We start from the raw sequence: 26,389 nt of genomic DNA, 5'->3' as shown, positions 1-26,389 counted from the left end.
ACGACGTTCAGGAAACAAGGAACCGACATGCAACCACACATCAATCTGCCCGCACCGTACATGCCGCACGCGGGTCTGATCGCCGCGTTCGAAGCCTGTCCGCTGATTGCGATCATGCGCGGCGTCACACCGGCCGACGCGGCCGATCACGGTCGGGCCCTGTACGAAGCGGGTTTTCGCATCGTCGAAGTGCCGCTCAATTCGCCGCAGCCGTTCGACAGCATCTCGGCGATCCGCAAGGTGTTGCCGGCCGACGCGATCGTCGGCGCGGGCACGGTGCTGCATCCGCTGTTCGTCGACGACGTGAAGTCGGCGGGCGGCGAGCTCATCGTGATGCCGCACAGCGATCCCGAAGTCGTCATCGCCGCGAAGGCGCGGGGCCTTGCCTGCGCGCCCGGCGTCGCGACGCCGACCGAAGCGTTCATCGCGCTGAAGAACGGCGCGGACGTGCTGAAGATGTTCCCTGCCGAGCAGCTAGGCTGCCAGGTCGTCAAGGCATGGCGCGCGGTGATCGCCGCGCAGGTGCCGCTCGTGCCGGTCGGCGGCATCACGCCGGACAACATGGGGCCGTTCCTCAGCGCCGGCGCGAACGGTTTCGGCCTTGGCTCGGCGCTGTACAAGCCGGGCCAGAGCGCGGCGGTGACCGCGTCGCATGCGAAGGCGTTCATCAACGGTTTGCGGATCGCCCGCGCGGGCGCGAAGAAATGAACCGGCTCGCCGGCAAAGCCGCTCTCGTCACCGGCGCTGGGCGCGGCATCGGCGCGGCGATCGCGCTCGCGTTCGCGCGCGAGGGCGCGGCCGTTGTGCTGGCGGAACTCGACCTCGACATGGCTCGACGCAGGGCCGCGCAGATCGAGGCAGAAATTGGCGCCGGCGCGCGGGTGCTCGCGGTGCACACCGACGTGACGCAATCCGCGTCGGTGCAGCATGCGGTGAGCGAAGGTGAACGCGCGTTCGGCGCGCTGGACATCCTCGTCAACAACGCGGGCATCAACGTGTTCTGCGATCCGCTGACGATGACCGATGCCGACTGGCGGCGCTGCTTCGCGGTCGATCTCGACGGCGTGTGGAACGGCTGTCGCGCGGTGCTGCCGGGCATGGTCGAGCGCGGCGCGGGCAGCATCCTGAACATCGCGTCGACGCACGCGTTCAAGATCATTCCGGGCTGCTTTCCGTACCCGGTCGCCAAGCACGGCGTGATTGGCCTCACGCGCGCGCTCGGCATCGAGTACGCGCCGCGCAACGTGCGTGTTAACGCGATCGCGCCCGGCTACATCGAGACCCAGCTGACGCACGACTGGTGGAACGAACAGCCCGATCCGGCCGCCGCGAAGCAGGCGACGCTCGATCTTCAACCGATGAAGCGCATCGGCCGCCCGGAGGAGGTCGCGATGACCGCGGTGTTCCTCGCATCGGACGAGGCGCCGTTCATCAACGCGAGCTGCATCACCGTCGACGGAGGACGCTCGGCGCTGTATCACGACTGAATTCGCATCGCAAAGAGACGCACAGAACACCGGACGACGCGCTGGCCGCGTGTGTCAGACCGGTACAAGAAGACGCGGCCGATTACCTTCTCGTTATCAATTAGTCAGGAGACACGCATCATGAAACGCAGAATTTTCCTCACGCTGGCAGCGGCAGCGGCGGGTGTGCTCTTCAACGCACCGGTCGTCCAGGCCGCCGATTCGGTCAAGATCGGCTTCCTCGTCAAGCAGCCGGAAGAACCTTGGTTCCAGGACGAATGGAAGTTCGCCGAGATGGCCGCCAAGCAGAAGGGCTTCACGCTCGTGAAGATCGGCGCGCCGTCGGGCGAGAAGGTGATGAGCGCAATCGATAACCTCGCCGCGCAGAAAGCGCAGGGCTTCGTGATCTGCACGCCCGACGTCAAGCTCGGGCCGGGCATCGTCGCAAAGGCGAAGGCCGACGGGCTGAAGATGATGACGGTCGACGACCGTCTCGTCGACGGCGCGGGCAAGCCGATCGAAGCGGTGCCGCACATGGGCATCTCGGCGTATAACATCGGCAAGCAGGTCGGCGACGGCATCGCGGCTGAAATCAAGAAACGCGGCTGGGACATGAAGGACGTCGGTGCGATCGACGTGACTTACGAGCAGTTGCCGACCGCGCATGACCGCACCACCGGCGCAACCGACGCGCTGGTCGCCGCGGGCTTCCCGAAAGCGAACATCATCACCGCGCCGCAGGCGAAGACCGACACGGAAAACGCGTTCAACGCCGCCAACATCGCGCTGACGAAGAACCCGCAGTTCAAGCACTGGGTCGCTTACGCGCTGAACGACGAAGGCGTGCTCGGCGCGGTGCGCGCGGCGGAAGGCCGTGGCTTCAAGGCCGACAACATGATCGGCATCGGCATCGGCGGTTCGGAGTCCGCGATGAACGAGTTCAAGAAGCCGCAGCCGACGGGCTTCTACGGCACCGTGATCATCAGCCCGAAACGCCACGGCGAGGAAACCTCGGAACTGATGTACGCGTGGATCACGCAGGGCAAGGAACCGCCGCTGCTGACGCTGACGACCGGCATGCTGGCGACGCGCGACAACGTCGGCGAAGTGCGCGAGAAGATGGGCCTCGCGTCGAAGTAAGCGCGGTGTTTGCGGTCGCATGAAGTACGCCGCCGGCACGCCGGCGGCGAGAGAAGATCTGCGGTAGACAGACGGACCGCGCGCGATACGCGTGCGGTCAACATGAAGAAGGAGGCGAAGTGTCAGCGACGCTACGTTTTGACAATATCGGCAAGGTTTTTCCAGGCGTGCGTGCGCTCGACGGTGTGTCCTTCGACGTCAACGTCGGGCAGGTGCATGGCCTGATGGGCGAAAACGGCGCCGGGAAATCGACGCTGCTGAAAATCCTCGGCGGCGAGTATCAGCCCGATTCGGGCCACATGATGATCGACGGCAAAGAGGTGCGCTTTCCGAGCGCGGCGGCGTCGATCAATGCCGGCATCGCGGTGATTCACCAGGAACTGCAGTACGTGCCCGACCTCACGGTCGCGGAGAATCTGCTGCTCGGCCAGTTGCCCAATGCGCTGGGCTGGGTCAACAAGCGCGAGGCTAAGCGCTTCGTGCGCGAGCGGCTCGAAGCGATGGGCGTCGCGCTCGATCCGAACGCGAAGCTGCGTAAGCTATCGATCGCGCAGCGGCAGATGGTCGAAATCTGCAAGGCGCTGATGCGCAACGCGCGTGTGATCGCGCTCGACGAGCCGACCAGCTCGCTGTCGCATCGCGAGACCGAGGTGCTGTTCAAGCTGGTGCGCGATTTGCGCGCCGACAACCGCGCGATGATCTACATCTCGCATCGCATGGACGAGATCTACGAGCTCTGTGACGCGTGCACGATCTTCCGCGACGGCCGCAAGGTCGCGTCGCATCCTACGCTCGAAGGCGTGTCGCGCGACACGATCGTCAGCGAGATGGTCGGGCGCGAAATTTCGGACATCTACAGCTATTCGGCGCGGCCGCTCGGCGAGGTGCGCTTCTCGGCGAAGGCGATCGAAGGTCATCCGCTCGCCCAGCCGGCGAGCTTCGAGGTGCGGCGCGGCGAGATCGTCGGCTTCTTCGGACTGGTTGGCGCGGGCCGCAGCGAACTGATGCATCTGGTGTACGGCGCCGAGCATAAAAAGAGCGGCGAACTCACGCTCGACGGCAAGCCGATCAAGGTGCGCAGCGCGGGCGAGGCGATCAGACACGGCATCGTGCTCTGCCCCGAGGATCGCAAGGAAGAGGGCATCGTCGCGATGGCGAGCGTCGCGGAGAACATCAACATCAGTTGCCGCCGGCACTATCTGCGCGCGGGCGTGTTTCTCGATCGCAAGAAGGAGGCGCAGACGGCGGACCGTTTCATCAAGCTGCTGAAGATCAAGACGCCGCATCGCCGGCAGAAGATCCGCTTCCTGTCCGGCGGCAACCAGCAGAAGGCGATTCTGTCGCGCTGGCTCGCCGAGCCCGACCTGAAAGTCGTGATTCTCGACGAACCGACGCGCGGCATCGACGTCGGCGCGAAGCACGAGATCTATAACGTGATCTATCAGCTCGCGGAGCGCGGCTGCGCGATCGTGATGATTTCGTCGGAATTGCCCGAAGTGCTCGGCGTGTCGGACCGGATCGTCGTGATGCGCCAAGGCCGCATTTCCGGCGAGCTCGCGCGCAAGGACGCGACCGAGCAGTCGGTGCTGAGCCTCGCGCTGCCGCAAAGCTCGACCGCGCTGCCTGATAGCGCAAACCCGAACGCAAACCCGAACGCAAATGGGAATGCCGCCGCCGCCAACCAGAGCGCGTCGCGCGCGGCCTGAACCTTATCTGGACGTGAGTCCGCAACCCGTGGGGAACGGGGAGGAGTATTGAACATGCAAGCCAGAGAAAACCTCGCGCAGCAGACCGCCAAGAGCGCGGCCGACGCGCTGATTCCGCAGGCCAGCGACAAGGCCAAATGGTGGCAGCAGATCACCGAATACAGCCTGATCGTGATCTTCATCGTGATGTTCGTCACGATGTCGCTGACCGTCGATCATTTCTTCTCGATCGAGAACATGCTCGGCCTCGCGCTGTCGATTTCGCAGATCGGCATGGTCGCGTGCACGATGATGTTCTGTCTCGCGTCGCGCGACTTCGACCTGTCGGTCGGCTCGACCGTCGCGTTCGCCGGCGTGCTGTGCGCGATGGTGCTCAACGCGACCAACAGCACGCTGATCGCGATCGTCGCGGCGGTCGCGGCGGGCGCGGTGATCGGCTTCGTCAACGGCGCGGTGATCGCTTATCTGCGCATCAATGCGCTGATCACGACGCTCGCGACGATGGAAATCGTCCGCGGCCTCGGCTTCATCGTGTCGCATGGGCAGGCGGTCGGCGTGTCGTCGGATACGTTCATTGCGCTCGGCGGCCTGACCTTCTTCGGCGTGTCGCTGCCGATCTGGGTCACGCTGATCTGCTTCATCGTATTCGGCGTGATGCTGAACCAGACCGTGTACGGCCGCAATACGCTAGCGATCGGCGGTAATCCGGAAGCGTCGCGGCTCGCCGGTATCAACGTGGAGCGCACGCGCGTCTTCATCTTCCTGATCCAGGGCGCCGTCACTGCGCTCGCCGGCGTGATTCTCGCTTCGCGCATCACCTCGGGTCAGCCGAACGCCGCCGAAGGCTTCGAGCTGAACGTGATCTCCGCGTGCGTGCTCGGCGGCGTGTCGCTGCTGGGCGGCCGCGCGACGATCTCCGGCGTCGTGATCGGCGTGCTGATCATGGGCACGGTCGAGAACGTGATGAACCTCTTGAACATCGACGCGTTCTATCAGTACCTGGTGCGCGGCGCGATCCTGCTCGCGGCCGTGCTGCTCGACCAGTTGAAGAACCGCGGCTCGCGCGATTGAGTCGCTTTCACCATCCCAAGCACATCCAAGCACATAAAGGAATCGAACGATGTCGTCTCCGGCCAATGCAAACGCCAGTCTCGCTGACACCGCGTACGCGCGCTATCCGAGTCTCGTCGATCGTACGGTGCTGATCACGGGCGGTGCGACCGGCATTGGCGCATCGTTCGTCGAGCACTTCGCGGCGCAGGGCGCGCGCGTCGCGTTCTTCGACATCGACGCGAGCGCGGGCGAAGCCCTCGCCGACCAGCTCGGCGATTCGAAGCACAAGCCGCTCTTTCTGACCTGCGATCTGACCGACGTCGACGCGCTGCAAAACGCGATCGCCGACGTGAAGTCGGCGCTCGGTCCCATCCAGGTGCTGATCAACAACGCGGCGAACGACAAGCGCCATCAGATCGGCGAGGTGACGCGCGAGTCGTTCGACGCGGGCATCGCGGTCAACATCCGCCATCAGTTCTTCGCGGCGCAGGCCGTGATGGAGGACATGAAGGCCGCGCGCAGCGGCTCGATCATCAACCTCGGCTCGATCAGCTGGATGCTGAAGAACGGCGGCTATCCGGTGTACGTGATGTCGAAGTCGGCGGTGCAGGGGCTGACGCGCGGGCTCGCGCGCGACCTCGGCCACTTCAATATCCGCGTCAACACGCTGGTGCCGGGCTGGGTGATGACCGACAAGCAACTGCGCCTGTGGCTCGATGACACCGGCCGTCGCCAGATCAAGGAAGGCCAGTGCATCGACGCCGAGCTGATGCCGGCGGACCTCGCGCGCATGGCGCTGTTCCTCGCCGCCGACGACAGCCGCATGATCACCGCGCAGGACATCATCGTCGACGGAGGCTGGGCGTGAGTGCCAAGCCGCGCGTGCAGCGGGCCACGCTGCTGCTCGACGCACAATGCGAGCTCGGCGAAGGCGCGACCTGGTGTGCGCGGAGCGGCCGCTTCTACTGGACCGACATCGAAGGCGCGCGGCTGTGGCGCTACGATCCGGCCGACGGCCGCAGCGATTCGTTCGACATGCCGGAGCGGCTCGCCACTTTCGCGCTGTGCGCGAACCCGCGCTATCTGCTGCTCGGGCTCGCGTCGCATCTCGCGTTTTTCGATCTGCAGACCGGCAGCACACAGCGCATCGTCGACGTCGAGCCCGGCATGAATACACGCGTGAACGACGGCCGCTGCGATCGGCAAGGGCGCTTCGTGTTCGGCACCAAGGACGAAAGCGGGCAACGCGAGGCGGTCGCGGGCTTTTACCGGTTGAATCACGATCTGTCGCTCGAACGCCTACCGTTGCCAGCGCCGGCGATTTCGAACAGCATCGCCTTCAGTCCCGACGGCGCGACGATGTACTACTGCGATTCGCCGACGCGTGAAATCCGCGCGTGCGACTATCGCGCGGACGGCGGCATCGCCAACGATCGCCTGTTCACTCGCCTGAGCGATGCGAACGGCATCCCCGACGGCTCGACCGTCGACAGCGACGGGGGACTGTGGAACGCGCAGTGGGGCGGCGCGCGCGTGGTGCGCTACGGTCCCGACGGCGTGGAAACCGAGCGCATCGACGTGCCGACCACCCAGCCGAGCTGCGTCGCGATCGGCGGTGCCGCTCTCGGCCGGGTCGCCGGCAGCGCACAGGTCGAAACGGAGCTCGATACGCTGTACATCACGAGCGCGTACGCCGAGCTCGATGCGACGGCCCGCGCGGCCGATACCCTCGCGGGCGGCGTGTTCGTCGCGACGCTCGCGCGGCGCGGTGTGGCCGAGCCGCTGTTCCAGGGCGCACCTATCTAGCGCAGAATGACGCAGCCCCGGCCGCGCGCCGGGGCGCGATCCTGAAGGTGAAGCAGAAGCCGATGTGGCAGTGTCGGTCTGCGAGCGACCCGCCCGCGACCGGCCGGCAACGAATCGGCAGCATGCAGTTCGGACTCGAGGCGACTTCGTCAGAAAAAATCGCCCGCCACACCCGTCAATCCTGACGGCAACGTCCCACGCCTCTCGATGGAGCCAGATATGACTGTTGCGAATCTCGTTTCAGCCTCATCCACAACCTCTCAAACGCGACGCTCCCGGCTTGCCGCGGCGGCCAGCCCTGTGCTGGCGGGCCCGAGCACATCGGCGGTGGCCCTCGGCGAAGGCAGCGCCGGCGACGTCGCGTGCATCACGCTCGCCAACTCGCAATTGCGTCTCGATGTCGCGCCGACGCTCGGCGGTGGCGTGACCCGCTTCGACTGGCGCGACGACGGCGCGCTGACGCCGATCTTCCGGCGCTGCCGCCACGTCGGTGTCGACACGCAACCGAACCAGCTCGCCTGCTATCCGCTGCTGCCGTACTCGAACCGCATCGGCGGCGGCCATTTCAGCGTGGCCGGGCGGCGCGTCGAGGTGCCGCGCAACCGCGCCGACGAGCCGCTGCCGATTCACGGCGACGGCTGGCTCGCGCAATGGCAGGTGCTCGAAGCGGACCGCGAGCAGGTGCGGCTCGCACTCGATCGCCACGACGGCAAGCCGTACGCGTTTCGCGCGACGCAAACCTACACGCTCGACGGCCCGACGCTCGTCGTCGCGCTCGAAATCGAAAACGCTGGCCGCGAGACGCTGCCGTTCGGGCTCGGCCTGCATCCGTTCTTCGTGCGCGATGCGGACACCGAGCTGTCGGCGGCGGCCGGCGGCCTGTGGCTGTCGGGCGACGACTGGCTGCCGGTGCGTCACGTGCAGGCGCCGCCCGCCTGGCAGTTCGGCGTCGCCTATCCGCTGCCGGAGACGATCGTCAATCACGCGTTCACCGGCTGGAGCGGCCAGGCCGCCGTGGTGTGGCCGAAGCGCCGGCTGTCGCTGAACATCGCCGCCGACACCGACTATTACGTGCTGTACACGCCGCCCGGCGAAGACTTCTTCTGTTTCGAACCGGTCGACCATCCGATCAACGCGATGAACCTCGCCGGCGGCGCGAGCCAAAACGGCATGACCCTGCTTAAGCGCGGCGAACGGTTGACGCGCACGTTCCGCTTTACGGTCGAGCGTACCGGGCTGCGCTCGATGCCGGGCGGGCGCGGCGCGCGGCGCAGACAGTAGCCGAAGCGGCCGCCAGCAGTACGGCGCTGGGCGCGGCTACTGCAAATGCGGCGCGCGGCGGCGCGGGGCCGCTATCGACGGACGGCGATCGCGGCACAGGTAAAATACGCGCCTTCTCCGATTACCGGCTTGCCGCGAGACCCACCATGTCCCCTTTCATCCAGACACTCAACGACGCCTGGCAGCGCACCAATTCGCTGCTGTGCGTTGGCCTCGATCCCGAGCCCAGCCGATTCCCGGGCGCGCTCGCGGGCCGCGCCGACGCGATCTTCGAGTTCTGCCGCACGATCGTCGATGCGACCGCGCCGTACGCGTCGTCGTTCAAGCCGCAGATTGCCTACTTCGCCGCGCATCGCGCGGAGGACCAGCTCGAGCAGCTGATCGCCCACATTCACGCGAACCATCCGGGGCTGCCGGTGATTCTCGACGCGAAGCGCGGCGATATCGGCAGCACGGCCGAGCAGTACGCGCGCGAGGCGTTCGAGCGCTACCAGGCCGACGCGGTGACGGTCAATCCGTACATGGGTTTCGATTCGATCGAGCCGTATCTCGAGCATCCGGGCAAGGGCGTGATCGTGCTGTGCCGCACCTCCAACGCCGGCGGTTCCGATCTGCAATTCCTCGAGACCGGGGGCCGGCCGTTGTACCAGGTCGTCGCGCAACTGGCTGCGCAGAAGTGGAATGCAAGCGGCCAGCTCGGGCTGGTGGTCGGCGCGACGTTTCCAAAGGAAATCGAAATGGTGCGTGGGATCGTCGGCGACATGCCGCTGCTGATTCCGGGCATCGGCGCGCAAGGCGGCGATGTGCAGACCACCGTCAGCGCCGGCCGGACAGCGAACGGCACGGGCATGCTGATCAACTCGTCGCGCGCAATCATCTACGCCGGTAAGGGCGAGGATTTCGCGCAAGCGGCCGGACAAGCCGCGAAGGACACGCGCGACCGGATCAACGCGTTTCGTTGAACCGGCGGGCGATCCCGCGGCGGGCGATCCCGCGGCGGGCGATCCCGCGGCGGGCGATCCCGCGGCGGGCGATCCCGCGGCGGGCGGCCCGGCGCGTCAATGCGCCGGTCGCAGCCGCCCGATCAACTGCGCGTGGCGCGGATGCCGCGCCTTCAACGCGTCCACATCCGCGAGCTCGAACTCGCTGAATTCGAAGCCCGGCGCGACCGTGCAGCCGACCAGCGCGAACGATGCCGGATCGGCGCACTCCGCCGCGAACCACGAGCCGGCCGGCACGACCGCCTGACACACCGTATCGGCATGCGTGAGCGGATTGCCGAGCCGGTGCGTGACGAGTGCACCGCTGACATCGCTTTCATCCAGCACGTGGACCAGCAGTGGCTCGCCGGCGTAGAAATGCCACACCTCGTCGGAACGGATCCGATGCCACGCTGAATGCGCGCCGTCGCATAACAGGTAGTAGATCGCGGTCGAGGCCGAGCGTGTGTCATCAGCCGCGCGTGGTTCGCCGGCGCGCAGCACGCGCGTGCTCGAGCGGTAGGTCTCCGCGAAAAAGCCGCCTTCAGGATGCGGCTTCAAATCGAAGCGGCGGATCAGTTGATCTGCAATCTCGCGCGATTCCGGCATAGCCGCCTCCAGTGAAAGTCAGGCGCCGCTCAATGCTCGCGCTCGTCGAGCAGCGCGAGCAGGCCGCGCAGCGCGTGCGCCGCGGCCTGTGCGCGGATCTGCGCGCGATCGCCCTTGAATATCTTCGTCTCCACCGCCGTATGCAGACGGTTGCTCCAGCCGAACGACACCATGCCGACCGGCTTCGCTTCCGTGCCGCCGCCGGGTCCGGCGACGCCGGTGATCGACAGCGACACCTGGGCGCGGCTGTTGCGCAGCGCACCCTCGGCCATCGCGTGTGCGACCGGTTCGCTGACCGCGCCGTGCTTGTCGATCAGGTCGGCCGGCACACCGATCATTTCGCTCTTCGCCTGATTCGAATACGTGACGAAGCCGCGCTCGAACCAGCCGCTGCTGCCTGAGATGTCGGTGATCGCGGTCGCGACCATGCCGCCCGTGCAAGACTCGGCGGTGACGAGCATCAGGCGCTCGTCGCGCAGACGATTGCTCACGCGGATCGCAAGCTGGTGAACGACGGAATCGGTAGCCATGGGGTCAGTCAATCCGGAAAACGAAGCCGGCCGTGAGGCGCGGCGAACGGCACTCGAACGATGATGAGGCGGGGCTCACACCGACATCCGCCACAGCGCAATCACGAGCAGCGTAAAAAATGCGGCGACCAGGTCATCGAACATGATGCCAAAGCCGCCTTTGAGCCGGCGGTCGAAGTAGCCGATCGGTGGAGGCTTCACCATGTCGAAAAAGCGGAAAATCAGGAACGCCCACATCTGGCCTGTGAGCGTGGCAGGTGTGACCATCAGCAGCACGAGCCAGAACGCGGCGATCTCGTCCCACACGATCGCCGAAGGATCCTCGACGCCGAGCCGCTTCGCGGTAAAGCCGCACAGCGCGATGCCACCGAGAAAGCCGACGGCGATCAGGACGCCCCACTCGATAACAGTCAGATAGCGGCTCAGTAGCGCGAACGAGGCCCACGCGAACAGCGTGCCGATCGTGCCCGGCGCGACGGGCGACAGCCCGCTGCCAAAGCCGAGCGACAGGATGTGGACCGGATGCGACAGCATGAAACGCGCGCTCGCGCGGCGCGGCGGAGCAGGCTTCGGCGCGCGCGGTCGGGGCGTCTGAGGTGGCTCGCCGCCGAGGAAGTCGTCGGCGGGACCGAGCGAGGGGTCATTCTGCATGAAAGTGATCGAAACCTTGCAACGTCACGGTGAGCGGCGCACCGGTGGCATTGCGCCAGGCGATGGCCGGGCGGTCGGTGGCCGCCGCCAGTGCGCTTATTGTACCGATGCGGGTGACCGGCACGGACGCCTTGTGCGCGGCGGCCTCGACCGCGGCGCGAGCGGCGACGGGCGCCGTGAAGCACAGCTCGTAGTCGTCGCCGCCCGCGAGCGTGCAGCGCTGCTGAACGTCGTGCGGGAGGCGGCGCAGCGCGGCCGAGCGCGGCACCGCATCGACGTCGACGCTCGCGCCCACCGACGAGCGCTCGAGGATATGCAGCAGATCGCCGGCGAGCCCGTCCGACAGGTCGAGCGCTGCATGTGCGATGCCGCGCAGCGCGAGGCCGAGCGCGACGCGCGGCTCGGGGCGTTCGAGCGCCTGGCGGAACGTCGCGATGTCGTTCGCGTCGGCGGACCATTCGCCGCGTTGCAGGCCGAGCCCGGCTCGCGCGTCGCCTAGCGTGCCGGAGACCCAGATGTCGTCGCCGGGTTGCGCGGTATCGCGGCGCAATGCCGTTTGCGGCGGTACGCTGCCGAACACCGTGATGCACAGGTTGAGCGGCCCGCCCGTCGTATCGCCGCCGATCAGCTCGCAACCGTATCGCTCGGCAAGCGTGAACAGGCCTTCGCTGAAGCCGCAAAGCCAGGCTTCGTCGGCTTTCGGCAGGGAAAAGGCGAGTGTGAACGCCTGCGGCTGCGCGCCCATCGCGGCGAGGTCCGACAGATTGACGGCGAGCGCTTTGTGGCCGAGCGCATGGGGATCGATGTCGGCGAAGAAATGACGGCCCTCGACCAGCATGTCCGTCGATATCGCCAGCATCTCGCCCGCGCGCGGCGCCAGCAACGCGCAATCATCGCCGATGCCGAGCGTATCGCCTGCCGGGTTGGGCGGCCGCAGCGCGGCGGCGCGGCGGGCGAAGAAGCGGTCGATCAGCGAAAACTCGGAAAGCATGATGGCGGACGATGAGCGGAGAACGTTGGTACGAATAGCGCGCAGCAAGGGGATCGAGCGCGGGGGCGCAACGCGCTTTCACGCTGTTTCAGTCGCGGCTGTTGTACCCGTATTGAAGGAATTGCGTAGGCAATTGGGGCTACAATGCCGTCGAACATCTATTCTAATCTGCACTTCGAAGCCCGCCTTATGTCGAATCCCGTCAATACCAAACTCCGCGAAGCCGCTCTCGATTACCACGAGTTCCCGACTCCCGGCAAGATCGCGATCGCCCCGACCAAGCAGATGCTCAACCAGCGCGACCTCGCGCTGGCTTATTCGCCGGGTGTCGCGTTCGCGTGCGAGGAAATCGTCGAAAACCCGCTGAACGCCGCGCGCTTCACCGCGCGCAGCAACCTCGTCGGCGTCGTCACGAACGGCACTGCGGTGCTGGGTCTCGGCAACATCGGGCCGCTCGCGTCGAAGCCGGTCATGGAAGGCAAAGCCGTGCTGTTCAAGAAGTTCGCCGGCATCGACGTGTTCGATATCGAGATCAACGAAACCGATCCGCACAAGCTCGTCGAGGTGATCGCCGCGCTCGAGCCGACCTTCGGCGGCATCAACCTCGAAGACATCAAGGCGCCGGACTGCTTCATCGTCGAACGCGAATGCCGCAAGCGCATGAAGATTCCGGTGTTCCACGACGACCAGCACGGGACCGCGATCGTCGTCGCGGCCGCAATCACCAACGGCCTGAAGGTCGTCGGCAAGGACATCAAGGAAGTCAAGCTGGTCGCGTCCGGCGCGGGCGCGGCGGCGCTCGCGTGTCTGGACCTGCTCGTCGACATCGGCCTGCCGCTGGAAAACATCACGGTGACCGACCTCGCGGGCGTCGTCTACAAGGGCCGCATGGAACTGATGGACCCGGACAAGGAGCGTTTCGCGCGGGAAACGAACGCGCGCTCGCTCGCCGAGGTCATCAACGGCGCGGACATTTTCCTCGGCCTGTCGGCCGGTGGCGTGCTCAAGCAGGACATGGTCAAGCAGATGGCCGCCAAGCCGCTGATTCTCGCGCTCGCGAATCCGACGCCGGAAATCCTGCCGGAACTCGCGCTCGAAGTGCGTCCGGACGCGGTGTTGTGCACGGGCCGCACCGACTACCCGAACCAGGTGAACAACGTACTCGTGTTCCCGTTCCTGTTCCGCGGCGCGCTGGACGCCGGCGCGACGACGGTCACGCGCGAGATGGAAATCGCCGCGGTCAACGCGATCGCCGAGCTGGCGCGCCAGGAGCAGAGCGACATCGTCGCGACCGCGTACGGCATCCAGGATCTGTCGTTCGGACCGGAATACCTGATTCCCAAACCTTTCGATCCGCGTCTGATCGTCAAGGTCGCGCCCGCGGTGGCGAAGGCAGCGATGGACTGCGGCGTCGCCGAGCGTCCGATCGAGGACATGGACGCGTACGCGCAGCATCTGCAGCAGTTCGTCTACCACAGCGGCACGACGATGAAGCCGATTTTCCAGCTCGCGCGCAGCGTCGAGCCGGAAAAGAAGCGCATCGTGTTCGCGGAAGGCGAAGAAGAACGCGTGCTGCGCGCGATCCAGATCGTCGTCGACGAAAAGCTCGCCAAGCCGATCCTGATCGGCCGGCCGGCGGTCATCGAGCAGCGTATCGCGCGCTATGGCCTGCGGCTCGTCGCGGGGCAGGACTACACGGTCGTCAACACCGACCATGACGAACGCTATCGCGAGTTCTGGCAGGAATACGCGAAGATGATGTCGCGCAGGGGCATCACCACGCAGATGGCCAAGCTCGAGATGCGCCGCCGCACCACGCTGATCGGCTCCATGATGGTCAAAAAGGGCGAGGCGGACGGCATGATCTGCGGCACGGTCAGCACGACGCACCGCCACCTGCACTTCATCGACCAGGTAATTGGCAAGAAGCCGGGCGCGAAGGTCTACGCTGCAATGAACGGACTGGTGCTGCCGAATCGGCAGATTTTCCTCGTCGATACGCACGTGAACGTCGACCCGACGCCGGACGAGCTGGCCGAGATAACGATCATGGCAGCCGAGGAAGTGCGCCGGTTCGGCATCGAGCCGAAGGTGGCGCTGGTGTCGCATTCGAACTTCGGTTCGAGCAATGCGCCGACCGCGCAGAAGATGCGCGATACGCTGGACATCCTGCGCCAACGCGCGCCGGAGCTGCAAGTTGACGGCGAAATGCACGGCGACGTCGCGCTCGACGCTAACCTGCGCCGCGAGGTGCTGCCTGATTCGACGCTCGAAGGCGACGCGAACCTGCTGGTGCTGCCAAACATCGACGCGGCCAACATCTCGTACAACCTGCTGAAGACGGCGGCCGGCAACAACATCGCGATCGGTCCGATCCTGCTCGGCGCGGGCAGGCCGGTGCACGTGCTGACGCCGTCGGCCACGGTGCGCCGCATCGTCAATATGGCCGCGCTGCTGGTTGCGGACGTCAGCGCCACCCGCTAACTATGCATCGCTTCGGGCCGCAATAGACCTGGCGCCGGTTCTCGGACCGGCGTGCGCTAAAAAAAAGGCGTGCCCGCAATGGGCACGCCCTCGGGGCAAGCTGGGGATCGCCGCCCCGAAAAATGGCAATGAAACAGCCTTTCGGCTGAGTAGCTCCAGGCTTCAACAACCGCAATCGAACGCGTCGGCCAGCGGCCGCTTGCACCGCCTGCGCAACGGGTGCGGTCACGATCGAGCTAAGTTTAGCCCGTCTGCGCTAAACATTTTGTTAAATGTCGTCAAAGTCCCGACCACGAGCTTTCCGTGACGCCGAACTGGATGTCGTCGGTCCCTCGAACGTTGATTCCAAAGGCTATTAGCGATACCCTTACGACTTTCATGGTCGTCAAACTCGTGATCTGACAGCGGGAAACCTGATACATGGCACGCAACTGGTTGCGGATGAAAGGCGTGCTGATCGGTGCCGCCACGCTCTGCGCGTTGTCCAGTTCCGCACCCGAGGCGCTGGCGAGAAACTACTCGGGGCCCGCTGGGGCGCAAGCGCAGGTAGGTACCATCGCGCTGGCGCAATTGCCGCGCGAGGCGGTCGATACGTTGAACCTCATTGCCGCGGGCGGGCCTTACCCCTATCAGAAGGACGGCATCGTATTCGGCAACTACGAGCGGGTGCTGCCCGCCCATCGGCGCGGCTATTACCACGAATACACTGTCCCCACGTCTCACGCGGGAAATCGCGGGGCGCGTCGCATCGTCTGTGGAGGTCCGCTCGAGCGAACCGACAACTGTTATTACTCGGACGACCATTACACCAGTTTTAATCGTATTGTTGAATGACATCGGGATGAACGGCATGAGCGACAACATCTACGCGCACGATTCCGGAGTCGCGACGGATCTTTTCGCGGCCGGCGACGGCAATTTGTTCCAACGCGTCATGAAGATGCGCGCCGGCGAGCAGGGTCGCGACAATCAAAGCGAGGCTGGCACGGTGGTTTCATCGAACGAGGAGCCCATGAGCCTTTTCAGGACGGTGCGGCCGAATATCGTGCAGTCGATCCGCGCGTTCCGCGTGCAGGATCTCGCCGACGAGGCCAACCAGCTCGGCCAGCACTTCCTGTATGCGTACTGCGCGAACGCGGCCTCGAAGCAGGAAGTGCTCGAGACGATCGCGACGTCGTTCCTGTTTCCCAAGCATTTCGGCAAGAACTACGACGCGCTCTACGATTGCCTGACTGACCTCGTGCACAAGGCCGGCGCACAGCCCGGCTTCGTGATCGTGCTCGAACACCTGCCGATCGCGCAAAAATTCGACAAGGAAGCGCGCGAGACGCTGCTCGACGTGTTCCGTGAAGCGGCCGAATTCTGGGCCGAGCGCAAGGTTGCGTTCCGGGTGTTTTACTCGTTCGCTTGACTTGAGCCTTCGGCGGATTTTCCTGCTCAGGCGCTTTACGCGAATCTGGCAGTAACGTCGCGGTAAAAACAGCAAAGGGCCGCCAAACTGGCGGGCCTTTGCTTTGCGCGGGCTCCTTGGGCAAGCTCCCGCTTACCAACCGCCCCAGCGCGACGCCAGCGCTGCCAGCATCGCGATGCCCGCGGTTTCGGTGCGCAGCACACGCGGGCCCAAGCCTACGGCCGTGAAGCCCTGTTCGACGGCGGCGGCTTCCTCATCGGCGGACAGTCCCCCTTCGGGGCCGATCAGCAGCGTCACGTCACCCTGCGGCGGCGCCTCGGGCAAGGCTGCGAAGCCGATGTTCGCGCGCGGTGACAGCAACAGGCGCAACTCGTCGGGCGCCGGCTCGCGCGACAGCGTGTCGAGCCACGCGCCAAGTTCGCGCACCGGCATCACCTCCGGCAGACGATTACGCCCGCACTGTTCGCACGACGCCCGCACCACGCCCTGCCAGTGCTGCTGCCGCCGCTGCGCGCGCTCGCCGGCGAGCCGCACGACGCAGCGCGCGGTCGCGAGCGGCACGAAGCCCGAAGCGCCGAGTTCGACCGCCTTCTCGATCAGCCAGTCCATCTTGTCGCCGCCGGCAATGCCTTGGGCGAGCGTCAGCCGATACGGCGGCTCCGTTTCGATCGCGCGAAATTCGCCGATTTTCGCGCGAGCCGAACGGCGCTCGACCTCGACGAGCTCGGCGCCGTATTCGCCGCCCCGGCCGTTGAACAGCACGAGTGAATCGCCAGGCTGCAAACGCAGCACGGCCACGTGGCGCACCACGTCGTCGGGCAACGCGATCACGGCGTCGGAGTGAAGCGGCGTATCAACACAAAAACGGGGCATCGACGAAAGACTCTTGAATTCACGAAAGGTGGTGCGCAAGCGCCCAGCGATAGCCGTCGATATCCTCGACTTGCGCGAAGCGGTCGCCCCAGAACTGGTCCTGGGGCTCGCTCAGCGACTTCGCGCCGGCGGCGAGCGCGCGAGCATACACGGCGTCGACGTCTTCGACATAGACATAGAACGATTGCGGCGCGATCGTGCCCGCGCTTTTCGGCGTCTGCGCGGTCGAGCCGAACGCGCCTTCGGGGGCGAACATGACGATCAACTGGCCTTGATAGGTCATCTCGACGTGCATCACGACACCGTCGTCCTGCACGCTGTCGCGCACCTGGAAGCCGAACGCCGCCGAAAAGAAAGCTGTCGACGCGCGCGCGTCGCGCACCGTCAGATAGGGGGTCAGCCAGGGCACACCGGCGGGGCGGGGGGCGGTCATGGAATTCTCCGGATCTTGTCGAGCGGCGGCGCCACTGTCGCGGGTTTCGGTCGGGCGCGGCATGCCGGCATCGCTCGAACCGATTCGCTCGAGCGGTCCACGCTTCAAGTTGAATACTTCGTCAACGGGCTCAGTTTATCGCGCACCGATCGCGCTGCCGAGAATAGCCCAGCGTGCAGGTCTGGTTCGTAATGACGCAGCGAATCGATGCCGCGCGCGGCCAGACGCCCGGCGAGCGCGTCGGCGGGGAGCGCGGCGGGGTCGAGCGTGTCGCTGGCGATCGCCATCATCCACAGCGAGCCGTGGAGCGGCACGAAGGTGCTCAGTGTGCGCACCCGTGCGAACGCGGCGCGCAGATCGTCGAGCAGCGCGGCGATGCGCGGCGCGTGGTGGTACGGCGAGCCGAGATGCAGCGACAGCAATGCGTCCGCGCGCAGCACGCGCTTTAATTGCGCGTAGAAGGCCGGCGTGTACAGGCCGGCCGCCGGCGAATCGGGTGGCGTCAGGTCGAAGACGACGAGGTCGAACTGCGCGGCCGGGACGCTCGCTGCACTGTGCGTCGCGCGGCCCGCCGCCGCGACATAATCTGCCGCATCGCCGATCACCAGCTCGACGCGTGGATCGTCGAAGGAGCCGCCATGCACGTGCGGCAAATATTCGCGCGTGAGCCGCACGACCTCGGCATCGAGTTCCGCCACGACGATCCGTTCGATGCCCGGATGCCTGAGCAATTGCCTCGCGGCCCCGCCATCGCCACCGCCGAGCACCAGCGCCGTGCGCGGCGCCGGGTGCGTGAGCGCGGCCGGATGCACCATGCATTCGTGGTAGATGAACTCGTCGCCAGCGGAGCTCATCGGCCGGCCGTCGAGCGTGAACAGGGCGCCCAGCTGCGGCGTGTCCCAGATCTCGATCGTCTGATAGCGCGACTTGACCCGCTCGACGAGGCGCGCGTGAGGAAAGCCGTAGACGGCGTCGGGACAAGGCTGGAATAGCAGCGGGGCATTCACGGCGGACGGGCTCGATCGGCAGCGTGGCGAAAACAGCTGCTCGAATTGTAAATGCCGTGGCATGGCGGTGTGCGTTGAACCACGCAGGCAGGCGGCTTTCCGGCCGGTTAGAGGTTAGCCTTCTGCTAGAATGTGACGCTTTCAGCCTTGTCCGCTTGCTCTGCCCGTTTCGCGTCTCCTGGCGCCGCATCGTGCGCCGTAGCGAAGTGACCGCCGAGCTTCCGGGCCACAAGCGCGCCCCGCTTTCTGACTTTGTCTCCGGACTCGACATGACGACCCCGTCTCCCGCACCCACCTCCCTGATGGCTAACGCAATCCGTGCGTTGTCCATGGACGCTGTTCAAAAGGCGAACTCCGGCCACCCCGGCATGCCGATGGGCATGGCCGAAATCGGCGTCGCCCTGTGGTCGCGTCATCTGCGCCATAACCCGAAGAACCCGCAATGGGCCGATCGCGACCGCTTCGTCCTGTCGAACGGTCACGGCTCGATGCTGCTGTATTCGCTGCTGCATCTCACCGGCTACGATCTGCCGATGGAAGAGCTGAAGAATTTCCGCCAGCTCCATTCGAAGACGCCGGGTCACCCGGAATACGGCATCACGCCGGGCGTCGAGACGACCACCGGCCCGCTCGGCCAGGGTCTCGCGAACGCGGTCGGCATGGCGCTCGCCGAGTCGCTGCTCGCCACTGAATTCAACAAGCCTGATGCGAAGATCGTCGATCACCACACGTACGTGTTCGTCGGCGATGGCTGCCTGATGGAAGGCATCTCGCACGAAGCGTGCTCGCTGGCGGGCGTGCTGAAGCTGAACAAGCTGATCGCGTTCTACGACGACAACGGCATCTCGATCGACGGCGAAGTGGTGCACTGGTTCCACGACGACACGCCGAAGCGCTTCGAAGCGTACGGCTGGAACGTGATCCCGAACGTGGTCGGCCACGACGTCGACGCGGTCGACGCGGCGATCAAACAGGCGAAGCAGTCGGACAAACCGACGCTGATCTGCTGCAAGACCGTGATCGGCGAAGGCGCGCCGACCAAGGCGGGCTCGCACGATTCGCACGGTGCGCCGCTCGGCGACAAGGAAATCGCGGCGACGCGCGAAGCGATCGGCTGGAAGTGGGAGCCGTTCGTGATTCCGCAGGAAGTCTACGCGGCATGGGACGCGACGCAAGCGGGTGCGCGCTTTGAAGCGGACTGGGACCAGGCGTTTGCGGCCTACGCGGCGAAGTATCCGCAGGAAGCAGCCGAATTCAAGCGCCGCAGCGCGAAGCAACTGCCGGCCGACTGGAAGGACAAGGCCCGCGCGATCATCGCCGGTGCGAACGAACGCGCGGAAACCGTCGCGACGCGTAAGGCATCGCAGCAGGCCATCGAAGCTCTGTCGGCCGTGCTGCCCGAGCTGCTCGGCGGTTCTGCCGACCTGACCGGCTCGAACCTGACCAACTGGAAGGCCTCGAAGCCCGTGCGCGTGAACGCCGAAGGCCGTGCTGCCGGCAACTACGTCAACTACGGCGTGCGCGAATTCGGCATGAGCGCCGCGATCAACGGCGTCGCGCTGCATGGCGGCTTCAAGGCATTCGGCGGCACCTTCCTGACGTTCTCCGACTACAGCCGCAACGCACTGCGCGTCGCCGCGCTGATGAAGTCGCAGTCGATCTTCGTATTCACGCACGACTCCATCGGTCTCGGTGAAGACGGCCCGACCCACCAGTCGATCGAACACGTCGCGAGCCTGCGCCTGATCCCGAATCTGCAAACGTGGCGCCCGGCCGACACGGTCGAAACGGCGGTGGCCTGGACCCATGCAATCGAGCATGAAGGTCCGTCGTGCCTGATCTTCAGCCGCCAGAACCTGGCGTTCAACGAGCGCACCGACGCGCAGATCGCTAATATCGAGAAAGGCGGTTATGTGCTGCGCGAGTGGGATGAAGAAATCGTCGCGCGCAAGATCATCCTGATCGCGACGGGCTCGGAAGTCGAACTGGCGATGAAGGCCGTCGAGCCGCTCGCGCGCGAAGGCATCGCGGCACGCGTCGTATCGATTCCGTCGACGACCGTGTTCGACAAGCAGGACGCCGAATACCGCGAACGCGTGCTGCCGCATGGTGTGCGCCGCGTCGCGATCGAAGCGGGCGTGTCGGATTTCTGGCGCAAATACGTGGGTCTGGAAGGCGGCGTGGTCGGCATCGACACGTTCGGCGAATCGGCCCCGGCAGGTGTGCTGTTCAAGCATTTCGGTTTCACCGTCGAGCACGTCGTGGCGACGGTCAAGGCCGCGCTCGGCTGATGGTTGCGTCGCGTTGCCGTCGCGCCCCTCGTGGCTGCGCGGCGGCGCACCGAACCGGATGTCGGACCAGCCGAACGTAAATGGATTTTTTAGCCATCAGGAGATAAATCATGACGATTCGCGTCGCAATCAACGGCTACGGCCGGATCGGCCGCAATACCCTGCGCGCCTTCTATGAAAACGGCAAGAAGCACGATATCCAAATCGTCGCCATCAACGATCTGGGCGATGCGAAGACCAACGCCCACCTGACGCAGTACGACACCGCGCACGGCAAGTTCCCGGGCGAGGTGTCGGTGGACGGCGACTACCTGGTCGTGAACGGCGACAAGATCCGCGTTCTGGCAAACCGCAACCCGGCAGAACTGCCGTGGGGCGAGCTCGGTGTCGACGTCGTGATGGAGTGCACGGGCTTTTTCACGACGAAGGAAAAGGCGAGCGCGCACATCAAGGGCGGCGCGAAAAAGGTCATCATCTCGGCGCCGGGCGGCAAGGACGTCGACGCGACCATCGTCTACGGCGTGAACCACAACGTGCTGAAGGCGTCGGACACCGTCATCTCGAACGCATCGTGCACGACCAACTGCCTCGCACCGCTGGTGAAGCCGCTGAACGACAAGATCGGTCTCGTCAACGGCCTGATGACGACGATCCACGCGTACACGAACGACCAGGTTCTGACCGACGTGTACCACGAAGACCTGCGCCGCGCGCGTTCGGCTACGCATAGCCAGATTCCGACCAAGACCGGTGCGGCATCGGCGGTTGGCCTCGTGCTGCCGGAACTGAACGGCAAGCTCGACGGCTACGCAATCCGCGTCCCGACGATCAACGTGTCGGTCGTCGACCTGTCCTTCATCGCCGCGCGCGACACGACGGTCGACGAAGTCAACGCAATCATGAAGGAAGCGTCGCAAGGCGCGCTGAAGGGTATCCTCGGCTACAACGACGCACCGCTCGTGTCGATCGACTTCAACCACAATCCGGCTTCGTCGACGTTCGACGCGACGCTGACCAAGGTGTCGGGCCGCCTCGTGAAGGTGTCGAGCTGGTACGACAACGAGTGGGGCTTCTCGAACCGCATGCTGGACACGGCTGTGGCGCTCGCGAACGCGAAGTAAGCTGCGGGTTTCACGCTGCATGAATAAGCCGCTTCTCGAAGCGGCTTTTTTTGTCCGCGGCTTTTACGGCCTATGGCGTCGGGAAATAGACTCCCGCGCGCTGCGCGGCGTTTGCGATGTGCGTCTCGATTGCCTTGCCCGCGGCGAGCGAGTCGCGGGCCTTCAATGCGTCGAGAATCGCGCGATGCTCGGTGTACGTGGAGAGCACGCGCTCGCGCCGGTAGAACGGCATGCGCTGACTTTCCTGCATGATCTCGGCGCTGCTGCGCAGGATCGACTCGATCGCCGCATTGCCCGCGATGCTGACGATGCGCATATGGAACGCGTAATCGAGCCGCGCCGCTTCGTCGAGTTCCTCGCAGGCGAGCGCGCTGTGCATCGCGGTGATGTTCTCCTCGAGCCACGCGAGGTCATCGTTGCTGATCGCGAGTACCGCCATGCGCGCGACGAAGCCCTCGAGCGCGTAGCGCATCTGATAGGTGTCGGGCAGCGACGACTGTTCGGCGAAGCGCCACGCCTGCGCGTTTTTCGCCTGCGCGCTTTCCACGTACACGCCCTTGCCGGGGCGGATCACGAGCAGGCCGAGCGCTTCGAGCGTGGAGAGCGCCTCGCGCAGCGACGCGCGGCTGATCGACAGTTCATCGGAAAGCTGGCGCTGAGCCGGCAGCAGGCTGCCCACCGGATAGACGCCCGTTTCGATCCGTTCGCGGATGGTCGCGATGGCCGCGTCGGTGACGGTGTGCGGGACGTTTTTCATGACGGCTCACTCGTTAGCGTGGTCTGACCGCAATTCTAATACGTGCGCAAGGGGACACGTGCCGCGTGGCACCCGAATCCCGAATCTGGCCCGAAATCGCAGCAAAAACAACGGGTAAACACTGTTCGACGAATCCTTGACGTGACTATATCGGCTTCCTACTATTCGCCATAACAGTGCTGGTCGGACCAGTCTGAACAGATATCACTGGGACAACCATCCGCAGGAGGAAGCCGTGCTGAAATTCTTCAATTCGCTATTTGGCCGGGTCGTGATAGCGCTCGTGGTGGGCATCGTGCTCGGTGCTGTGTTTCCGCATTTCGCGCAGTCGCTGCGGCCGCTCGGCGACGGCTTTCTGAAACTGATCAAGATGGTGATCGGGCCAATCGTGTTCTGCGTGGTGGTGAGCGGCATGGCGCATGCGGGCGACCTGCGCAAGGTCGGCCGCGTCGGGCTGAAGGCGGTGGTCTACTTCGAGGCGATGACGACGATCGCGCTCGTGATCGGCGCGCTGCTCGCTTACGCGACGCGTCCTGGCGCAGGCATGAACGTGAACCTGAACTCACTCGATGCGGCGTCGCTCGCGAGCTATACCGAGCACGCGAAGAGCCTGAAGGACACCGCGGGCTTCCTGCTGAAGATCATCCCCGAGACGGCGTTCAATGCGTTCGCGACCGGCGACATCCTGCAGATCCTCGTGTTCTCGGTGCTGTTCGGCGCGGCGCTGTCGCTGCTCGGCAAGCGCGCGCAGCGCGTGAGCGGGCTGATCGATGAACTGTCGCAGGTGTTCTTTCGCGTGATGGGCTTCATCATCAAGCTAGCGCCGCTCGGCGTGCTCGGCGCAATCGCGTTCACGACCGGCACCTACGGCATCGAGTCGCTGAAGCAGCTCGGCATGCTCGTGCTGGTGTTCTACGCGAGCTGCGTGGTGTTCGTCGTGGTCATGCTCGGCGCGGTGATGCGGCTCGCCGGCTTCAGCATTTTCAAGCTGATCCGCTATCTGCGCGAGGAACTGTCGATCGTGCTCGGCACCGCGTCGTCCGACGCCGTGCTGCCGCAGGTCATGCGCAAGCTCGAATGGATGGGGGTCAAGGATTCGACGGTCGGCCTCGTGATTCCCACCGGCTACTCGTTCAACCTCGACGGCTTCTCGATCTACCTGACGCTCGCGGTCCTGTTCATCGCGCAGGCGACCAACACGCCGCTGTCGATCCATGACCTGATCGTCGTCGTGCTGGTGTCGCTGGTGACGTCGAAAGGCGCGCACGGCATCCCGGGCTCGGCGATCGTGATTCTCGCGGCGACGCTCTCCGCTATTCCTGCCATACCGGTGCTCGGTCTCGTGCTGATTCTGCCGGTCGACTGGTTCGTCGGCATCGCCCGCGCGCTGACCAATCTGATCGGCAACTGCGTCGCGACGGTGGTGGTCGCGGTGTGGGAAAACGATATCGACAGGGCGCGCGCGCATCGCGTGCTCAATCGCGACGCGTCGCTGCGCTACGTGCCCGTCGTCGACGACACACTCGTCGAGCCCGATGCGGCCGAACCCGCGCCGGCAGTCTGACAGCGACGTGCCGGTCTGGTCTGACTGGACCGACCGGCAGCGCTTCCGGCAGATCCACAATCCTTTCGCGGGCCGGCGGATGCCAAGGCGCGACCGGCTGTTTCCGACTCTTCGACACTGACCGACATCATGGCCAATCCGATCCTCGACCCGAACGCTCCCGCCTTCACGCGCCGCTACATGAACCTCGCCGATCCGCGCCTCGGCGCGCAAGCCCTGTTCGCCAGCGACGAATTCTTCGCGCCGAAAGAGCGCATGCTCGACCCGCAGCCGGCGGTGTTCATCGCCGGCAAATACGACGACCACGGCAAGTGGATGGATGGCTGGGAAACGCGTCGCAAGCGCACCACCGGCCACGATTATTGCGTGATCCGTCTCGCGCGGCCGGGCGTCGTGCATGGCGTCGATCTCGATACGAGCCACTTCACCGGCAACTTCCCGCCGGCGGCGTCGATCGACGCCTGTCATAGCGAGGCCGACCTGCCGCCCGATCATGCCGACTGGCAGCCGCTCGTGCCGGCCACGACGCTACAGGGCAACCAGCATCACTACGTCGAGGTGAAAGACGCGCGCCCGGTCACCCATCTGCGCGTGAATCTGTACCCGGACGGCGGGCTCGCGCGACTGCGCGTGTACGGCCAGCCGCAACGCGATTGGAGCCGCGTCGAGCGCGGTACGCTCTTCGACCTCGCCGCGATCGAAAACGGCGCGTACCTCGTCGCCGCGAACAACCAGCATTTCGGTCCGGCCTCGCAGATGCTGATGCCGGGCCGAGGCGTGAACATGGGCGACGGCTGGGAAACGCGGCGGCGTCGCGAGCCGGGTAACGACTGGGCGATCGTCGCGCTGGCGCGCCCCGGCGTGATCCGCAAGATCGAAGTGGACACCGCGCACTTCAAGGGCAACTTCCCGGACCGCTGCTCGCTGCAGGCGGCCTCGGTGACCGGCGGCACCGACGATTCCCTCGTCACGCAGGCGATGTTCTGGCCGGTGCTGCTCGGCGAACAGAAGCTGCAGATGGACCATGTGCACACGTTCACGGACGACATCGGCGCGCTCGGGCCGGTCACGCACGTGCGCTTCAACATCTTCCCGGACGGCGGCGTGTCGCGCCTGCGTCTGTGGGGCGAGATCGTTTAACGCAAGCAACGTAATGGAGCGGCACGCATGAAGAGTCTGCAGATGGAACGCCTGACGCGCGCGGCGTTCGCGCCGTTCGGCGACGTGATCGAACTCGACGGCGCGCGTCATTTTCCGATCAACGGCGCAACGACCGAGCGTTATCACGACCTCGCGCACGTCGACGTGATAGAGCAGGGCGGGCGGCCGCTGGTCAACCTGTTTCGCGCGCAGCCGCGCGCGCTGCCGGTCGAAATCACGATGATGGAGCGGCATCCGCTCGGCAGTCAGGCTTTCATTCCCTTGCGCGCGGGCCGCTATCTGGTGGTGGTCGCGCCGGCCGGCGAGTTCGATCCGGCGCGGATGCGCGCGTTTTGGACCGACGCGTGGCAGGGCGTCAATTATGCGAAAGGAGTCTGGCACCATCCGCTGCTGGCGCTGGATCAGCTCAGCGATTTCATCGTCGTCGATCGCGGCGGCGACGCGCCGAATTGCGACGAATTGCAGTTGGCCGAGCCGTGGCGGCTCGCGTTCGAACCGAGCGTGGAGTTGATTGGATAGCGGTGCTCGCGGCCGCCTGAATAAAAACCGGCCGATCCGCATCGGCCGGGTCTTTTCCGACTCGCCTGGCCGCATGCTCCCATGCGACCCGCGACGCATCAGTGCTTGCGATGCGGGCAATTCTCCTTCGTGCACGCCCCATACAGCGCTAGCGCGTGTTCCTGCAGCTTGAAGCCGCGTGCCTTGGCGATGGACTGCTGGCGGCTTTCGATTTCCGGGTCGAAAAACTCTTCGACCAGCCCGCAATCGAGGCACACGAGATGGTCGTGGTGCGTCCCCTCGTTCAGCTCGAACACCGCCTTGCCCGATTCGAAATTGCTGCGCGACAGCAGGCCGGCCTGCTCGAATTGCGTCAGCACGCGATACACAGTGGCGAGGCCGATATCGAGTTCCTCGTGCAGGAGGTTGCGGTACACGTCTTCGGCGGTCAGGTGACGCACCGGGCTGTGCTGGAAAATCTCAAGGATTTTGAGGCGCGGAAGGGTCGCCTTGAGCCCGATATTCTTGAGATCGGTTGGATTGGTCATGACAAGGGATCCCTAGAGTACAATGCTG

General features: G+C 65.3%; 26 protein-coding genes. 17 read left to right on the top strand and 9 right to left on the bottom strand.

Translation table 11 applies throughout. The annotated features are described in order from the left end of the window. Positions 1-27: 27 nt before the first annotated feature. The 9 genes from BJG93_RS14010 to pyrF all read left to right on the top strand — a co-directional run bounded on the left by BJG93_RS14010 (position 28) and on the right by pyrF (position 9,414). Entirely contained in the window at positions 28-708 is a 681-nt protein-coding gene (locus tag BJG93_RS14010; RefSeq protein ID WP_027198870.1) for a 2-dehydro-3-deoxy-6-phosphogalactonate aldolase, read from the top strand. Further along, positions 705-1,487, top strand: a complete 783-nt coding sequence (locus BJG93_RS14005) for an SDR family oxidoreductase (protein ID WP_027198869.1) — start codon at positions 705-707, stop codon at positions 1,485-1,487. Before BJG93_RS14010 ends, BJG93_RS14005 begins: the two co-directional genes overlap by 4 nt. Before the next feature lie 120 nt (positions 1,488-1,607). After that, a complete protein-coding gene (locus tag BJG93_RS14000) occupies positions 1,608-2,606 on the top strand; it encodes an arabinose ABC transporter substrate-binding protein (RefSeq protein WP_027198868.1) in 999 nt (332 codons plus the stop codon). Positions 2,607-2,725: 119 nt separating this feature from the next. Continuing rightward, positions 2,726-4,312: an L-arabinose ABC transporter ATP-binding protein AraG gene (gene araG / locus BJG93_RS13995; RefSeq protein ID WP_027198867.1), complete on the top strand. Its 1,587-nt coding sequence runs from the start codon at positions 2,726-2,728 to the stop codon at positions 4,310-4,312. Between the two features lie 54 nt (positions 4,313-4,366). Further along, positions 4,367-5,383 (top strand): L-arabinose ABC transporter permease AraH, encoded by a 1,017-nt coding sequence (gene araH, locus BJG93_RS13990; protein ID WP_027198866.1) that lies wholly within the window; start codon positions 4,367-4,369, stop codon positions 5,381-5,383. 49 nt (positions 5,384-5,432) lie between these two features. Continuing rightward, positions 5,433-6,233: an SDR family NAD(P)-dependent oxidoreductase gene (locus BJG93_RS13985; protein ID WP_027198865.1), complete on the top strand. Its 801-nt coding sequence runs from the start codon at positions 5,433-5,435 to the stop codon at positions 6,231-6,233. Next, positions 6,230-7,171: an SMP-30/gluconolactonase/LRE family protein gene (locus BJG93_RS13980; RefSeq protein WP_027198864.1), complete on the top strand. Its 942-nt coding sequence runs from the start codon at positions 6,230-6,232 to the stop codon at positions 7,169-7,171. Before BJG93_RS13985 ends, BJG93_RS13980 begins: the two co-directional genes overlap by 4 nt. 219 nt (positions 7,172-7,390) lie before the next feature. Continuing rightward, positions 7,391-8,452: an aldose 1-epimerase gene (locus BJG93_RS13975; RefSeq protein ID WP_027198863.1), complete on the top strand. Its 1,062-nt coding sequence runs from the start codon at positions 7,391-7,393 to the stop codon at positions 8,450-8,452. A 146-nt stretch (positions 8,453-8,598) separates the two neighbouring features. Beyond that, positions 8,599-9,414 carry an orotidine-5'-phosphate decarboxylase gene (gene pyrF / locus BJG93_RS13970; RefSeq protein ID WP_027198862.1) on the top strand — a complete coding sequence of 272 codons (816 nt, stop codon included), beginning with the start codon at positions 8,599-8,601 and terminating at the stop codon, positions 9,412-9,414. Positions 9,415-9,510: 96 nt separating this feature from the next. Here pyrF and BJG93_RS13965 read toward each other — a convergent pair whose 3' ends face one another. The 4 genes from BJG93_RS13965 to thiL form a co-directional block, all read right to left on the bottom strand. Next, complete coding sequence (locus tag BJG93_RS13965) at positions 9,511-10,041, bottom strand: cupin domain-containing protein (protein WP_027198861.1); 531 nt, start codon at positions 10,039-10,041, stop codon at positions 9,511-9,513. 29 nt (positions 10,042-10,070) lie between these two features. Beyond that, positions 10,071-10,571 carry a CinA family protein gene (locus BJG93_RS13960; RefSeq protein ID WP_027198860.1) on the bottom strand — a complete coding sequence of 167 codons (501 nt, stop codon included), beginning with the start codon at positions 10,569-10,571 and terminating at the stop codon, positions 10,071-10,073. Between the two features lie 75 nt (positions 10,572-10,646). Continuing rightward, a complete protein-coding gene (locus BJG93_RS13955; protein ID WP_027198859.1) occupies positions 10,647-11,222 on the bottom strand; it encodes a phosphatidylglycerophosphatase A family protein in 576 nt (191 codons plus the stop codon). Continuing rightward, positions 11,212-12,213, bottom strand: coding sequence for a thiamine-phosphate kinase (gene thiL, locus BJG93_RS13950; protein ID WP_027198858.1), 1,002 nt, complete (start codon positions 12,211-12,213; stop codon positions 11,212-11,214). The genes BJG93_RS13955 and thiL overlap by 11 nt, the downstream gene beginning before the upstream one ends. Before the next feature lie 144 nt (positions 12,214-12,357). On the opposite strand from thiL, the gene BJG93_RS13945 reads away from it, so the two are divergent. The 3 genes from BJG93_RS13945 to BJG93_RS13935 all read left to right on the top strand — a co-directional run bounded on the left by BJG93_RS13945 (position 12,358) and on the right by BJG93_RS13935 (position 16,108). Beyond that, a complete protein-coding gene (locus BJG93_RS13945; RefSeq protein WP_027198857.1) occupies positions 12,358-14,697 on the top strand; it encodes an NADP-dependent malic enzyme in 2,340 nt (779 codons plus the stop codon). A gap of 420 nt (positions 14,698-15,117) precedes the next feature. Next, positions 15,118-15,531: a ribonuclease gene (locus BJG93_RS13940; RefSeq protein ID WP_027198856.1), complete on the top strand. Its 414-nt coding sequence runs from the start codon at positions 15,118-15,120 to the stop codon at positions 15,529-15,531. 16 nt (positions 15,532-15,547) lie between these two features. Then, the gene (locus BJG93_RS13935; protein WP_027198855.1) at positions 15,548-16,108 is read left to right on the top strand and encodes a barstar family protein; all 561 of its coding nucleotides are present in this window, start codon (positions 15,548-15,550) and stop codon (positions 16,106-16,108) included. A gap of 132 nt (positions 16,109-16,240) precedes the next feature. On the opposite strand, the gene BJG93_RS13930 is transcribed toward BJG93_RS13935, so the two are convergent. From BJG93_RS13930 to speE, 3 genes are all read right to left on the bottom strand, one after another. Continuing rightward, a complete protein-coding gene (locus BJG93_RS13930; RefSeq protein WP_027198854.1) occupies positions 16,241-16,981 on the bottom strand; it encodes a 16S rRNA (uracil(1498)-N(3))-methyltransferase in 741 nt (246 codons plus the stop codon). A 19-nt stretch (positions 16,982-17,000) separates the two neighbouring features. Further along, positions 17,001-17,414, bottom strand: a complete 414-nt coding sequence (locus BJG93_RS13925) for a VOC family protein (protein WP_027198853.1) — start codon at positions 17,412-17,414, stop codon at positions 17,001-17,003. 104 nt (positions 17,415-17,518) lie between these two features. Beyond that, positions 17,519-18,421 (bottom strand): polyamine aminopropyltransferase, encoded by a 903-nt coding sequence (speE, locus tag BJG93_RS13920; RefSeq protein WP_027198852.1) that lies wholly within the window; start codon positions 18,419-18,421, stop codon positions 17,519-17,521. 269 nt (positions 18,422-18,690) lie between these two features. Here speE and tkt point away from each other — a divergent pair, with 269 nt between their 5' ends. Together tkt and gap are read left to right on the top strand one after the other, a co-directional pair. Next, positions 18,691-20,712, top strand: coding sequence for a transketolase (gene tkt, locus BJG93_RS13915; RefSeq protein ID WP_027198851.1), 2,022 nt, complete (start codon positions 18,691-18,693; stop codon positions 20,710-20,712). A gap of 110 nt (positions 20,713-20,822) precedes the next feature. Then, positions 20,823-21,833, top strand: coding sequence for a type I glyceraldehyde-3-phosphate dehydrogenase (gap, locus tag BJG93_RS13910; RefSeq protein WP_027198850.1), 1,011 nt, complete (start codon positions 20,823-20,825; stop codon positions 21,831-21,833). Between the two features lie 70 nt (positions 21,834-21,903). Here the strand turns inward: gap and BJG93_RS13905 are convergent, their stop codons facing one another. Further along, positions 21,904-22,590 (bottom strand): FadR/GntR family transcriptional regulator, encoded by a 687-nt coding sequence (locus BJG93_RS13905; protein WP_027198849.1) that lies wholly within the window; start codon positions 22,588-22,590, stop codon positions 21,904-21,906. A gap of 235 nt (positions 22,591-22,825) precedes the next feature. On the opposite strand from BJG93_RS13905, the gene BJG93_RS13900 reads away from it, so the two are divergent. The 3 genes from BJG93_RS13900 (at position 22,826) to BJG93_RS13890 (ending at position 25,834) form a co-directional block, all read left to right on the top strand. After that, positions 22,826-24,154, top strand: a complete 1,329-nt coding sequence (locus BJG93_RS13900; RefSeq protein WP_027198848.1) for a C4-dicarboxylate transporter DctA — start codon at positions 22,826-22,828, stop codon at positions 24,152-24,154. A gap of 129 nt (positions 24,155-24,283) precedes the next feature. After that, positions 24,284-25,294 carry an allantoicase gene (gene alc, locus BJG93_RS13895; protein ID WP_027198847.1) on the top strand — a complete coding sequence of 337 codons (1,011 nt, stop codon included), beginning with the start codon at positions 24,284-24,286 and terminating at the stop codon, positions 25,292-25,294. A gap of 27 nt (positions 25,295-25,321) precedes the next feature. Continuing rightward, entirely contained in the window at positions 25,322-25,834 is a 513-nt protein-coding gene (locus BJG93_RS13890; protein WP_027198846.1) for an ureidoglycolate lyase, read from the top strand. A 98-nt stretch (positions 25,835-25,932) separates the two neighbouring features. On the opposite strand, the gene fur is transcribed toward BJG93_RS13890, so the two are convergent. Further along, positions 25,933-26,361, bottom strand: a complete 429-nt coding sequence (gene fur, locus BJG93_RS13885; protein ID WP_027198845.1) for a ferric iron uptake transcriptional regulator — start codon at positions 26,359-26,361, stop codon at positions 25,933-25,935. Positions 26,362-26,389 lie beyond the last annotated feature (28 nt).

It is taken from the genome of Paraburkholderia sprentiae WSM5005, from assembly GCF_001865575.2.
GTDB lineage: Bacteria > Pseudomonadota > Gammaproteobacteria > Burkholderiales > Burkholderiaceae > Paraburkholderia > Paraburkholderia sprentiae.
The sequence above is the reverse complement of the archived record's forward strand: the minus strand, read 5'-3'. Positions and strand labels throughout refer to the sequence as shown.